A 13,327-nucleotide genomic window follows, 5' to 3' on the forward strand; every position below is an offset into this window, starting at 1 on the left:
TATTTAAACCTCCCAAACATTATATGGGCATCTATTGCCTACCATGACCGCAAAGTGTTACTTACCCCGGCACGCGGTCGCAGCTGGCCGCTGCCTTTCCTTTTGCGCGGTGCCGTACCCGTGGCGACCATGGGGCGAATTTGCTCGTGGGCACGTTAGGGCGCACACGTACCCACCGGGCAAGAGGAAAAGGGGTCGACGGCGGCAGGCTCGGTCGGGGGCACCTCCGCCCCCGCGCCATCACATCAAGCAGAGCAAGAGATCAGAGTTTTGCTCTTCTTCCTTGCGCGGCGCTGCGCAATCCTCGCGCGTGGCATCCTCCCCTTGGCGCGGAGAATCCTCTTCCTCCTCGTCGAAGTCGCCCTCTTCATCGTCGTCCGGATAGTCCTCACCGTCGTCCTCGTCGGATGCGCTCTCGGCGATAGCACGCGCAAGGCTGTAGGAGCCGGTGTCGTCAAAGAAGACCAAAGCTCCGTCGAGAACGCATTTGACGCCCCTTACGCTGACGACAAGGCCCCGCCGGTCTCCCCGCTCCAGCGCCCCAGAATCCCAGGCACGGCATTGCTCCTCATAGGTGAAGGTCTCGCCTTGCCATTGCGACAGCGGCACGAAGGACCATCCCTCGCATTCGCTGTATTCCCCGCAGTGGAACATCCCGTCGTTGACGTACCCTCGCCCGCCGTAATTGAAGGTCGCCACGCCCGCCGGCCCCTTAGGGCTGTAGGCGATCTTGTCCGCGCTATACGCGGGGGCCCATATCTGCATGGGCACTTTGTGGCGTTGCAGGTGGTCGCGGTAGCTATCAAGGAAGACCAAAGAGCGCCCCATGTGGAACACCAGTTCATGGCGAGTCTCGCCCCAGCGGGTCAGCACAAGGCTGCCGAATCCGTCGCAATGCAACGCCGTGGTGCTGTAGTGCCTTGCAAAGCGGCTTTTCGCGCACTGGCGGGGGTGCGCTCCCGGCTGCGCCATCACCGCGCGACAATGCTCTTCGAAGGTGGCTATCGCATCTTCTGCCGCGTCCAGGGGAATTGCGGGCGAGCGATCACGGCACAGGAGGCCGAACACAGCGTCTTCGCGGCGAAGCTCGCTTAGCAGGCATTCCACCCCTTCTGCGTACATTGCGCGGACCGCCTGAGGAATGTCATCGAACCCCTGCGCGACGACCTGCTCCAGCCGGACAATCGCGTCTTCCAGGGGCAGAACTTCCCCCAGCCACGTTCCGGGAGCGGCTGCGCGAAAGACTTCTTCGGCAGCACCAAGATCAAAACCCAATTGCGACATATGACCTCCAGGTGAGTTGCATCTGTTCGGCGTAGCACGCCGGTACAGTGAAATGATATAGGCAATGGTTGCCTACCTGGATACTCGTTTGTTTCGCTGCGCTTGGGCAATGTGCATAGCGCAAAGCGCATGTCGGTTTGCGCTGTGAATAGGCCCGCCGCTATGCACTAAGGCCGGGATAGGAATGCATCCAGCGCTTCCACTGCGTTGACGGCAATGCCGCGATGGTTTCGTCCGTCGTTCATACGAGCCGCGATCGCCTTCGCCATGTCCCGCGCGAACCGGGTGGCATAGGGAGGCGACACTTCACGCGGTCGGCAGACGCATTCATCGGTCACGTCGAATGCATACGAGCGCCCGGCGCATTGCACGATGTAGGCCAGCTGGGTGCCCGTACTGAGAATGTGGCGGCGCACGCGCAGCGCCTCCACCCGCGCGTCATCGAGAGAACATGCCTTTGCCATGATTCTTCCCACCGCATGAGCACTCGCAGCGCATGACCTTTCCTCGGGCGGTCATGCACCGCGCATCGCACTCATGGCGCGACGGGAAAGCCTTGTATTCGATCATGCGGGTTACCGGCAGCGGGTCACCGCCCCCGGCGACGGCATATGCAACCCGCATCGAAAAGCCGTCATAACGGATTCCCTTGACGCCCGGAAACTTGGCAGCGAACTCGGCATTGGGCATGCCGAACATTCCGCGTCCTTGCAACGCGACAGTATCTGCGCCGTGGTCGTAGAAATACCTGATATTGGCCATGAAAACACCCTCGCTACATATAGGCAACTATTGCCTATTATGAGGATCCTCATGGCCATTGTCCGCCAGCGCTTGTAACTACGCCCCTCGCGCGGGGAGACGCGTGAGCATGAGGGCATATACCCTCTGCTGGACCATCCTGGACACCGAAGCGCCCCCCGGCGCGAATCGACCAGACTCTTCTTTTGCCCAGGCCTTGATCTTCGCTCTCGCCGCGGCCTCGGTGCCAACTAAGCGGACAAGAACGTCAAAAAGCAGTTTGTCCATGGACACAAAGCTTGGCCTGGTGCCAGCGCTGCCGCCCCCTGCGGCCACCGCAGCTGTGCGCTGGTACTTGATGCGCACGAAGCCTTCCGTCTCCTGTGCTGTCGTCGCGCTCATCAATGCCCTCCATTTCCAGTATTGACGCCCGCTCGTTCGAGATGGGCGCGAGCCTGCGCCAGGCTAGCACTCGCTTGATCGAGCGTTTGCCCGGGGTTTGAAGCAGAGGATTTGATCGGGGCTTTGGAACGGGCTTGAAGGAGCCCGTCGAGCTCCTCAAACAGGCTGCCCTGGCGCGGATTAGCGACCGCCCAGTTCACCGTGTGCATGGCACGCGTGATCGCAACGTAGACCAGCCTACGCGCTTCGTCTCGCTGCGATTGATCGTAGTCACCCAATCCCGCCAGCTTGTACAACTGGGTGCGAATGGGATGCGGAGCAGGAGCGGAAACGTCGCCCAGTATCGCGGCATGCTCGGCCTCCAGGCCCTTGGCGCCATGAATGGTGAGGTACTGGCAACGTGGGGTGCGGGGCTTGACTTCATCGAGGACTGTGTTCGTTCTCGCCATCACCATACCGTCCGCACCCAGTCCAGCGAGAGCGCGATAATCCGCGGCGTCGTCGACCTTTGTCATGCTCACGGGCATGCCAAAGTCTTTGGCCGGGCCTTTGGCGACCGCCGGCGGCTTGCGAAGTTTGTAAGCAACGCGCTCAAGCATCATCTCGGCAGTCTGAACGATTTCAGAGGATGAACGATAGTTCGCCAACAAGACAAGCTGGCTCGGCTCGAACCCTGGCGAGAAGTACTTTGCGAAGTCGATGAAGAAGTTGGGCGACGCTCCACGCCAGCCATAAATCGATTGGTAGTCATCGCCCACGACCATAAACGAGCTGGGCAGCTTCGGATTCGAACTCCGGTCGGCCGCCAGCTGTCGATCGCGGAGAGCGCGGATCCACTTCACGAAATTCAAGGAGATGTCCTGAAACTCGTCGATCAAAAGATGACGGGAGTTACGCAAGGCGTCCGCTGGCAGCCGCGCCATGCCTGCGGCGCCCCCAAGCTGCGCAAACACCTCGCCCGTCGTCGTCATGCCGTTCGCATGAACTTCCTCCGTAAACGCGGGCCAGAAACGGGCCAGCCCGTCCACGAACAGCCTGTCCACGCCTTTGAGCGCGGGCGCGATTTTGACGCAGGTCTTTGCGACATCGAGCCCGAGGCATTGAATGAACTGAGCCTCTGCCCAGAATGCCTCCAACACCCAGCGAGGTTGGAACTCCCCTTCAAGCTGCACCTGAAACTGTGGGAAGCCGTGGAACGCTCCTAAGGAGTATCGGACTTGCTCGGCAAGGTGCGCCAGCTGAGCGGGCTCTGAGATCCAGATTATGGGCATCGTCGCCGGGATATCTTGCAGATATCCAACCTTAAAAGCGGAAGTCACGGCCATGGCCATCGTGTCGCCCCCGGTTGAGAATCGTCGGGGCGGCTTAAGCTCGGCCACTTCTCGTGGTATCCCGAGAATTACGCGCGGGGCCGGCTGGCCTGGGGCCGCCAGGCTGGGCACAGTCGCGTTGGAATACCACGGGCCGGCGGCCGGATTTGCTCGGGCATATGCTGGGTTGCTACCCAAGTAAAACGGTTCGACCTTGAACGCAATTCCGCTTGCATCGAGCTCGGACCGGTATTTCTCGCACCATAGTTCGTAAATTTCTTGCGTCCGGGCCTCATCGCGCGCTTGGTTGAGCTTGACACGCGGCACCCGCTTTTCAGCGTCCCCGGCTCTGGGCTGTGCGAACAGAAAGGCCCTTTCAAGCCCGATGACCGCCTGTTTGAAGGCCGGGTCGGCACCCAGCAACTTGCCGCCCACCTCACGCAAAATCTCGGGCAAAACCGGCAGCTCATCGAGCTTGGCGATGGGCGCGAACGGCGTATCTGGCGAGTCCTCTTCATCATCATCAGTTGGCGCCCCCGGTTCGCCGGCGCCGTCCAGCATGTGCGGGTCTTTGACAGGGGATTTTTTCGGTATCCGGTCCGCGGTGTTGACGTTCAGCCCTGCCGCCCGCGCTTGGCGGAACGCGAGCGAGTGAAAGGTGCGTACCCTCGCTTCGATCAGCCGCTTGCTGATGGTTGGCTCAAAAAGCTGGGCATTAGAAAGCAGCTTTTTGATGAAATCGTCTCGCGACTTGTTCGTGAACGTGACGACCGTGATCTCGTCCCAGGCCGCCCCCAGGTAATAGCGAAGCACGATGACGCGTAGCGCAAGCGTCGTCGACTTCCCAGAGCCAGCCCCGGCCGCCACGCGCACGCATGTCGATGGCGCAAGGATCATCTTCCATTGCTCATCCGAGGGGAGGGCTCGGCCTGCTCGTTCGAGTCGGTGACTGAGTTCAGCCCGTATTTCGCGCTGCCTTTCGGCTGCCAACAAGCTCGGGGGTGGCGGAGGAGGAGGAGGAGGAGGCACCACAGGAGCGACGATCGGCGTAGGCGACTGTGCGCCCCGCTCCCCTCCCAAACTCCCCGCCAAAGGTTGCGCTCGCGGCGCAGTTCGCTTTTCGACCCGCTGAGGCTCTTTCCGGGTGCGATCCTTCCAGAAGTACGCGCCCCCGGCGCAAATAGCCACAAGGGCAAGCGCAGCTGCGCTGAGTTCCAACCAAATCAACATTGCCTCCTGTAAACCCGGCGGGTTATTGCTGGGTTGTTTTGATGTCCAAATGGGCCGCCTCGCCCACGTCCGATCCTTCAGGCGCTACGCGCGCCCCCTCGTAAAAAACCCGATGGGTTTTGTTTGGGTTTCACCCGGGTATCCGTCTGGATACCTACTCCAAACCCGCAGGAACACCGGCTTCCCGCATTCCAATCACTACCTCCTCCAGCCTTGCGTAAAAAACCCAGTGGGTTTCGAAAACTATCCCAGCGGCTTTCACGAATGCGCCAGAGGCCGATCAAGCGCCCTCATCCATGCCTCTTCCCGCTTCAAATACCCGATCAAAAACCCAGCAAAAACCCAGCCGGTTTGTCCTGGGATAGCGGCAGGTTCAATCCGGGTTTTTGCTGAAATCCGAGCTCGAACCCGAGGCAAAGCTCCCAATCCCATTACCAATCCCAATCCCATATCTTGACTGGCTACGCCAGTGTCAACGCCGCTTCGCGCCGTCGACGTGCCCGTGATGCTGGTGGACCGCCACACCCCGAGCCCCCCCGCTCAAACGCCCGCCAAAGCGGATATCGCAAGCCTGGCGGGGCGTTCCGCGCACGCCCAAGGGGGTTGCATACCCCCTTCCCCGACGACGCCTTAAATCGATTTCGATGCACAAACAATTGTCGCCAACCCGCGCAAGTGCAAAACAGGGAGCACCGGGCAAAAAAAGCAGGTCCAGGGCCGAGAGAAATCTTTTCCCCTTGCCGGGCAAGGGAAACCTGACTACAGGACGCCAAGAAGCACATTTGCACAAAGAAGGAGGTTGGGCCGGGGTAGGTATAACCTATTATCCCTATGAGGCCAAGACGAGCAGGCAAGAACCAGCTTTTGGAATGTGCAATCCAAAATGGGAACTTCTAGGGAAGACGGGAGAGGAGCAAGGGGCGGAAGGTATCGCCACTGCCGAGGCACGATCCAATCCAGCAACAGCGTATCCCACGTGCAGCGGGACGCATGCCCTGGGATGCCACTGTGACGCCTAGCCGCCTGAAAGCCGTTAACAGACGACAGTGATCAATGGTGGATAGCCAGATGACTGCTGGCACAGCATAACGTATAGGGCCGCCAAGCTGAAGGGGAAGCCAAGGCCCTTGGCTAGGCCAGCAGAGCCGTGACAGTAGGCTGTGGCCAAGCAGCGGTGTCCGCCTGCACCTGCCTACCCCCATCAAAGCGCTGCGCCGCTGAGTGGTGCCTTTGTGTGGGGGTATGGGTAGCTCTAGCGATCAGCATATGGGTAGAGAATGCCTGCCCTGTTTGTATGGACGTCGCGTAGTTGGGAGTCAGCGTAGCCAGGCATCCGTACGTGCGCATGCTCTCCGCGGCAGAGACCACTGAAGAATCGCCCATAAGAGCAAAGGCCCTTTGACCGCCTCGCAGAGGCGGGCATTTGCCAGGGAATTTGCTAGGGGATTTGAAGTGGTGAAAGCTGGAGAGAACTCAGGCGCCGTTGACCAGCACGACGAGGGCAGGCCCGACCGGCTACTGATGCACCGTTGGCATCGCCTCAGACCTCGCCCTTTGACTGGGGATTTGCTGCGGGACGCTGGATCTTATCCAGCATGGACTCCATTTCGTCGAGCCAATGCAATGTGGCTGGCAACAACCCGCCAACCCCAGAGGAGAAGCGTTGCAGCAATGTTCCTATCCTCGCGCGCTTGTCGAGCAATCGATCGACCTCCTGACATACCTTGGACACCGCTTCTGAATTGGCCTCGAAGTCCTTGGACCGGCGCCGGCTTCGGGAAGCAGTCCCTTTCCGCAACGCGACCGACCACCAAACGCTCTCGTTGTTCTTGCGCAGCCATTTAACAACCTGGGGCGTCAACGTCCTTCTATCCTCGCCCTCCCCCCTGACACCCACGAGTCGCCATTCGACGCGAAGCTTCCCGGGCAACGCCGGCTGCAAGGCGTCCAGCAGTTGGTCCAGCCTGCGCAGGGCATCATCTATGCGGACGATCACTTGTCTCATGTCTTCGACCCGCTGCGCAGCGTTGTCGGCGGCTGTTCGGTACGTATTCATCTGACGGACCCTCGGGTCCCTACTAGGTTAAGCAAACTGTGACCCCCTCGTTCCCGTACTAGGACCTTTCCCAAGCAATATTTAGCCATCCTCACCGGGGTGTTGGGAACCCCCGGACCCGAAATTCCGGCCGCGAATTTGCCGCAGGAAATTCCCATTGCAGTATGACTAATGACCATTGGCCAATGTGATCGTCACATTATGACTCGGCCTCAGCAGAACCCGACGGTCAACACCGCCAAAGGGGTGTCACCCCCTCCTGCTTCACCGGCGGGACGGGGTCCCCCCCCGGGGTCAACGACGCCATGATTACGCCCGAAACTCCCGCTCTCGGGCCACTGCGCTTGGCGCCCCGAGAGCGGCGCTCTAGGGAACTCAGACGCTCCACCGCGAGATGTCTTCGACTTGGCTGGGATCGGATTCCAACCCAACCCATTTTGTCGAGGTATCACTCATGTTCAAAACGTCCGTTTGCTCTTATCCGGACAGAGGAAGCTACGGCAATAGCCGTTATCGCGGAAACTGCTCAGGACACGTCATCAAGGATTTCGTTGAAACTTACCTTCCAAGGCTGGACGGACTGTTTGCCGATCCGAGCATCGGCAGCGGCACGAGCGCGCACGTGGCTGCCGAGTTGCGCGTGCGCTTCAAGGGCACCGACCTGCATCAAGGCTTTGATCTGCTCCGGGACGACTTCCGCGCCTTTCTGGGCGAAGATGCGGCAGCAGTGTGGTGGCATCCTCCGTACTGGGACATGATCCACTACAGCGGCTCGCAGTGGGGGAATGTGCCACACCCGAGCGATATGAGCCGAATGACTTTGCCGGATTTCACCGAAGCCCTGGCGGTATCGTTGATGAACATCCACGACGCATGCGCTCCAAATGGACACTACGGCGTGCTGATGGGAAATCTACGGCGAGAGGGACGCTACTACAACCTATCCTCGCTCGTTGAACGCATCGCACCAGGCCGGCTAGTGGACGAGATCATTAAGCTCCAGCACCAATGCAGCAGCGACCGAATACACTACGCGAATTCCTTCGTGCGGATCGGCCACGAAAAACTGTTGGTGTTTAGGAAAGCCGGCGGCCGTGCGTTCAGTATGCTCGTCCGTATTCAACGACGGGTCGACAACATCGTTGCTGCGACGTGGCGATCCGCGGTCCGGCGCGCGCTCCACGGTCGCTCGCCCGTCCCACTGGATCAGATCTACGCGGCCATGGAGCCCTATGCGATGTCCCGCCAGAATGTCCACTGGAAGGCGAAGGTGCGCCAAGTTCTCCAGGACGAACGGTTTTTCGTCCGCGTCTCCCTCGGCGTATATCAGCTCGCCTAAATGGCAAATGCCTACTGACACTTGTCAGTAGGCATTTTTTTGTCCGTACCGGACCACAAAGGAACTACGAGCAAACTTACCTGAAAATATCGGCAGCGATAAGGTCGTCAACGAGCTTGTCGCCCGTCATGTGACGCAAGTCAGGAGGAAGAAGCCCCTCCGCTCGATCAGACTCAGGCGCACGAGCTGCGGCATCCCCTGCTCCAATGATGAGGTAGCCTACTTCGCCAGTTCCCAGGTCACTGTTCGGAAGGGGGACGACTGATACAGTCGCGTGCCGGCTTTCAAGGTCAGCCACCAATCGGTGCACCTCGCGCGCGACACCCTCCGACGTCGCACCGTTCCGCACGACGTATTTCAGCACGGTAGCCACATGGGCCTCCTAACAGAATTTTCACCGATTGTAGACCTTGCTGGCCGCTGGGCACACCAACAACTGTAACCCCGCTGCCACCTTCAGATGCCGATCACATAGGACCACTAGGATATCGCCGATGTAACATTCGACAATACAGGAGAGCCCAATGAGCGCGACAAAGGACGTGAGCATAGAGCGAGAGATCGACCCCCAGCGGGAGTTTGCCTTGGACGGATCCTTCGCTTCGTCCGAAGCCGAGGGATTCCATCACGGTTCAGTGACTGAAGTGGGCGCGGAGTCTGCGTTTGGCGGCAAGGCGCGTGCATCAACGCGGGCGTCAAAAGAACCGGAGGATGACGAGAGCGCACTCGCTCGGGCCCGCGCCCGAGAAGACCTCGTCGACGAAGCCAGGTCGTCCCTTGCTAAGAAGTACACCGCCGAGGCGAACAAACTGGTCGAGGAAGGCCAGAAGCACCGCGCAGACGCATCTCGTCTTGTAGCAGAAGTTCCACGCATCGCCGCGGAGACCCAAAGGCTGCACGCTGATGCACAGCGGTTACATGCAGAGACCGCGAACACGAAGGTCGATACCTTGCAAAAGAAGTTTGGCATGGTAGTAGGACTCGTGCTTGTCGCAGTTTTTCTTGTCATTCTCGTCACCACCGCGCTTGGCCGCGACAAAGATATCGCAGCCAAGACTGGTCAGTTTCGAAGCGACGCGCAAGACAGCCGAAAGGCATTTCAAGAGGATCTTGCTAAACGCATGAGGCAATAAGCAGCACATACCGACATCCCCTGGATGTCGGTTTTTTTTTTACCCACGCTCTCGAAGTGAACGCAACGGAGGCAAAAAAAAGCCCCGCAGTTTGCGGGGCATGCTTGCCGCGGTGGGTCAGTCGCGTTTGGGTCGAATATTACGACCTTGCTGACCGTCAAACAGCCGGCCTCCAGGCGCATCCTGTCTACTGGGCGAGCTACCTTCGGCATCCTGCGGATCAGAGGACCAGACAACCTCGCTTCTTTCGAACGATCGAGGCGCCGCAGCGGCCGCGCCAGCGCCCAGCCCACCACCGATTTCTGTTCCGGCAGTGAGATTACGTGCCATGGGCACTTGGCCTCCCCCCCCTTCGTAGGCCGACGATGGTCCCATTGTCGTCGTCTGAATTGGAGTGGCGCTGGCTGGAGCAGTCGGACGATCACCCGCGATAGGCGCAGCGTCCCCACGAAGCTGCCCATCGGCCACCGGCACCGCTGCCGGCGTCTGTGCGGGACTGGCGCTGGACGGACCATTCTGACGATCACCCGCGATGGGCGCAGCGTCCCCACGAAGCTGCCCATCGGCCACCGGCACCGCTACCGGCATCTGAACGGGACTGGCGCTGGACGGACCATTCTGACGATCACCCGCGATAGGCGCAGCGTCCCCACGAAGCTGCCCATCGGCCACCGGCACCGCTACCGGCATCTGAACGGGACTGGCGCTGGACGGACCATTCTGACGATCACCCGCGATAGGCGCAGCGTCCCCACGAAGCTGCCCATCGGCCACCGGCACCGCTACCGGCATCTGAACGGGACTGGCGCTGGACGGACCATTCTGACGATCACCCGCGATAGGCGCAGCGTCTCCACGAAGCTGCCCATCGGCCACCGGCACCGCTACCGGCATCTGAACGGGACTGGCGCTGGACGGACCATTCTGACGATCACCCGCGATAGGCGTGGCGTCCCCACGAAGCTGGCCGTCCACTGGCGGCGCATCAGCGAATGCCCGGCCCGAAAGGTATGCTTGAGCTCGTGCGACTGGATCGGAAGCAGGAACCCCCGAAAGAGTTTCAATGACCCGCCCCGTCAGGTCAACATCCGCTGCACGAGACCCGGGCGCCGCGTTCTGGCCTTCATACCGAGCGTGGTTAGCTTCCTCCAGCGTCTCACCGCGTCTCACGATAGTCGATCCTTGATTCGAACTTTGCAGCTGTTGTCGCAACTGGTCCCCGGTCATCGTGTCAGGCACTCCGGCGCTCCGGTAGCTGGCGTCGCCGCCAGGCCCAACGCGGCCGGTTACGTCAGGCGGGGCGAGCGCCTGCACGTCACCTGAGACGCCTCGCAACGCACCGGCATCGAAACCAGCGCCGATCCCAGTCGCACCTGCAATCACGTCGACCGCGCGGACGTACCCGCCCTGGTCATACTGCCGCAGCGTCTCCAGCTTTGCCCATTCCTCGGAGCCGGCACGATTGGAACCAGCCTGGTCGGTGAGTTGCCTATAGGTGGTGTTGGTCACCGACTGAAGCTCTGGACGAGCCTCAACCAGCTTGTTATGCAGGTCATCGATAGTTGACTTGACCGGGGCATACGAATCGTTCCTCTCCAGCAAATGCCCGTTCTGGCTGAGGCTCAACGTGAAGCCCGCACCGATTCGACTGCCAGCGGACTCCGTGCGCGCATAAGTCTCCATTTCAGAGCGCGCGCGTGACACGGTCTCAGTCACCGATCCGGTGGCCGACCTCACATCGCTTGATTCCCAGCCGTCGCTTCTTTGCACTTGATGAGCCGCGTCCGACAATGCTCCCATTCGTATCGTCGTGGCGGATGAATTTGCGGCCATGGCCGCGCGGTTTATTTTCTCCGACTCTTGCTGCGTGATAGTCTCGGTGTGCCGCTTCCCATCCGAATCGGTCCAGCTGACCGATCGACCTGCGCTCACACCGCCAACCATCGGAGCGCTGAATCCCAGCTTTCCGTCCACGCTGGTTCCAATGCTCTTGCTTTGCTCACGGAAGATCGCATCTGCCTTCTGCTCCGTCATCCCGCTCTCGATGAGTCGCTGCTTGAACGTCTGCTGAGCGGCCATCTGTGCGCTTTCCTCACCCGTGGCAACTGTGTCCCGTACAGCAGTCGATGTACTGCTGCCTGACTTGAGCCCGAAAGCAGTCGAGTGGACCTGGGCCATCGCATCAGCAACTGACGCTTGCGCCTGCTGAGTCTGCTGCCACGTACTCTGCTGCATGGCCGAAAGGTCGTTACCGACCTGAATCTGTCGGTCCGCCGCATAGGACGAAGCGCCGCCGGCGTGCATATTCTGTGTGTACGCCGGCGTCACTTGAATGGGAGCGGAGTTCTTAACGGAGTCGGGCGCAACCTTATCCTCGGACACGTAGTCCCGCCCGGACATGCGTTGGGCCATACCGGCCATTGCATACGGGGAGCCATAGATGATCGCCATCGTCAGCAACGGAACAGCCGCCATTAGATCGGAGGCATATGCAAGGTTGGTGCTCAACGTGTCGTACATCACCGCATCGAAATTCTGCAACGTTAACGCGTTGAGCGCGTACTGGCCCATCTTCTCGACCACGGTGAGCTGGATGAACCCATTAATCACGGCCGCGAACGGTAGCCAGCTGAAGACCCATGCACCGAACTGCATGAACTTCGCCATTGCTCCAAAACAACGGGCGCCCGCAATCAAGCCGTACAGGAAAACAATGACACCGAACGCGTAGTACAGCATCTGCATATACGTCATGCCGGTGAACATCGTCTTCTGAAAGCCGCTACCAGCCGCCGTCGCGTCCACCTTGTACTTCTCCATGGCGTCGCTTTGCATCATGGTGCACTCATTGAATGCAGATGGGCTTGTGGCAGCAAGGCGGCATCGATATGTGTCTGCGGTTGCATTGCGAAGCAGCGCGTTCAGCATAAACTGTTGCGCCGATTGGCCCCATCCTGCCCCAAGCTGCATCAGGGCGTTGTAGCTGTTCTCCACGTCCGCAACCGTATACGAAGATTGCCCGCCCGCTCCCAAACCGACCTTGGCAGTCTTCATGTTCTGATTAATGAGGGTGTTCAGAGGAGACGTGGATAGATTGGCATTGGCGAAAAGCAAATCGACGCGCGATCGCAGTGCTTCTGCCGCCTCAATGCACGACATTGCAACGCCAGCTTCGATATTTCCAGTGCCGTCGTAGTTGATGTATCCGATCAGCACGCCACCACGTTTGGAGTTGTCCAAGAGATAGTTGAAATAGTCGGGAACCTGCTCCGTCTCTGTGCTGTTGACGGCAGAGTTTGGCGAACAATAAAGCACGAAATTCTTCCAGGTCGCGACCATCGCCGGGTCGGCCTTCTCCAAACCGCCACGCATGGTGAAGAGCAGCGCAAGCGGGGTAACGAAGCCATTCTGCGCCACAGTCATGTAGCTACCGCTCACCGTCGAGAACGAGGTATCCACGGTCTCCAGGACGCCGTAGCTAAGCTGACTGTAGAGTGCCGCCGGAATGCCAAGCACCGCGGGCACGTTATCAACCGCACGAATACTGCCGTCATACACATTTACCAGCTGGTTGCGGATCGGCAATCCGGCAGCGGTTAGCGCCAACACGATGATCACAGCGCTCTCGAAGATGCTGTGCCCTCGATTGACAGTGCTTGGCATGTACTGGTTCATGTGGAACCGGGCACCAGAGGCGATCGCGAGCAACCCGCCAAGCACCGCTGCGCCGGTAATGAGGCCTGTATCGTTGAACGCCATGGCCACGCCATTGAGCGTGGCATAGAACATATCGAGCGGGCCGGTCAGGTAGGTAGTAAAGGTCGCCATAGTT

The 13,327-nt window shown here is 59.9% G+C and carries 8 protein-coding genes; 2 read left to right on the forward strand and 6 right to left on the reverse strand.

All coding sequences use genetic code 11. From position 1 onward, the window contains the following. Positions 1-240 precede the first annotated feature (240 nt). The 5 genes from BXA00_RS02075 to BXA00_RS02100 all read right to left on the reverse strand — a co-directional run bounded on the left by BXA00_RS02075 (position 241) and on the right by BXA00_RS02100 (position 7,023). A complete protein-coding gene (locus tag BXA00_RS02075; RefSeq protein WP_076515799.1) occupies positions 241-1,284 on the reverse strand; it encodes a hypothetical protein in 1,044 nt (347 codons plus the stop codon). Positions 1,285-1,451: 167 nt separating this feature from the next. Continuing rightward, positions 1,452-1,748 (reverse strand): hypothetical protein, encoded by a 297-nt coding sequence (locus BXA00_RS02080; protein WP_156902722.1) that lies wholly within the window; start codon positions 1,746-1,748, stop codon positions 1,452-1,454. After that, entirely contained in the window at positions 1,723-2,046 is a 324-nt protein-coding gene (locus BXA00_RS02085; RefSeq protein WP_054470945.1) for a hypothetical protein, read from the reverse strand. The genes BXA00_RS02080 and BXA00_RS02085 overlap by 26 nt, the downstream gene beginning before the upstream one ends. 380 nt (positions 2,047-2,426) lie before the next feature. After that, a complete protein-coding gene (locus tag BXA00_RS02095; RefSeq protein WP_083714144.1) occupies positions 2,427-4,967 on the reverse strand; it encodes a UvrD-helicase domain-containing protein in 2,541 nt (846 codons plus the stop codon). A 1,540-nt stretch (positions 4,968-6,507) separates the two neighbouring features. Further along, positions 6,508-7,023, reverse strand: coding sequence for a hypothetical protein (locus BXA00_RS02100; RefSeq protein WP_054470942.1), 516 nt, complete (start codon positions 7,021-7,023; stop codon positions 6,508-6,510). Between the two features lie 454 nt (positions 7,024-7,477). On the opposite strand from BXA00_RS02100, the gene BXA00_RS02105 reads away from it, so the two are divergent. Both BXA00_RS02105 and BXA00_RS02110 read left to right on the forward strand, forming a co-directional pair. Beyond that, a complete protein-coding gene (locus BXA00_RS02105; protein WP_076515803.1) occupies positions 7,478-8,362 on the forward strand; it encodes a DNA adenine modification methylase in 885 nt (294 codons plus the stop codon). A 524-nt stretch (positions 8,363-8,886) separates the two neighbouring features. Next, entirely contained in the window at positions 8,887-9,495 is a 609-nt protein-coding gene (locus tag BXA00_RS02110) for a hypothetical protein (protein WP_054470939.1), read from the forward strand. Positions 9,496-9,612: 117 nt separating this feature from the next. Here BXA00_RS02110 and BXA00_RS02115 read toward each other — a convergent pair whose 3' ends face one another. After that, positions 9,613-13,323: a conjugal transfer protein TraG N-terminal domain-containing protein gene (locus BXA00_RS02115; protein WP_076515805.1), complete on the reverse strand. Its 3,711-nt coding sequence runs from the start codon at positions 13,321-13,323 to the stop codon at positions 9,613-9,615. Between the last annotated feature and the right edge of the window lie 4 nt (positions 13,324-13,327).

This window comes from Achromobacter sp. MFA1 R4 (assembly GCF_900156745.1).
In the GTDB taxonomy this organism is placed as follows: Bacteria; Pseudomonadota; Gammaproteobacteria; order Burkholderiales; family Burkholderiaceae_B; genus Achromobacter.

Coding starts and splice junctions, on each gene's coding strand:
- BXA00_RS02075 (WP_076515799.1), bottom strand. CDS start 1,284: ATGTCGCAATTGGGTTTTGATCTTGGTGCTGCCGAAGAAGTCTTTCGC.
- BXA00_RS02080 (WP_156902722.1), bottom strand. CDS start 1,748: ATGGCAAAGGCATGTTCTCTCGATGACGCGCGGGTGGAGGCGCTGCGC.
- BXA00_RS02085 (WP_054470945.1), bottom strand. CDS start 2,046: ATGGCCAATATCAGGTATTTCTACGACCACGGCGCAGATACTGTCGCG.
- BXA00_RS02095 (WP_083714144.1), bottom strand. CDS start 4,967: ATGTTGATTTGGTTGGAACTCAGCGCAGCTGCGCTTGCCCTTGTGGCT.
- BXA00_RS02100 (WP_054470942.1), bottom strand. CDS start 7,023: ATGAATACGTACCGAACAGCCGCCGACAACGCTGCGCAGCGGGTCGAA.
- BXA00_RS02105 (WP_076515803.1), top strand. CDS start 7,478: ATGTTCAAAACGTCCGTTTGCTCTTATCCGGACAGAGGAAGCTACGGC.
- BXA00_RS02110 (WP_054470939.1), top strand. CDS start 8,887: ATGAGCGCGACAAAGGACGTGAGCATAGAGCGAGAGATCGACCCCCAG.
- BXA00_RS02115 (WP_076515805.1), bottom strand. CDS start 13,323: ATGGCGACCTTTACTACCTACCTGACCGGCCCGCTCGATATGTTCTAT.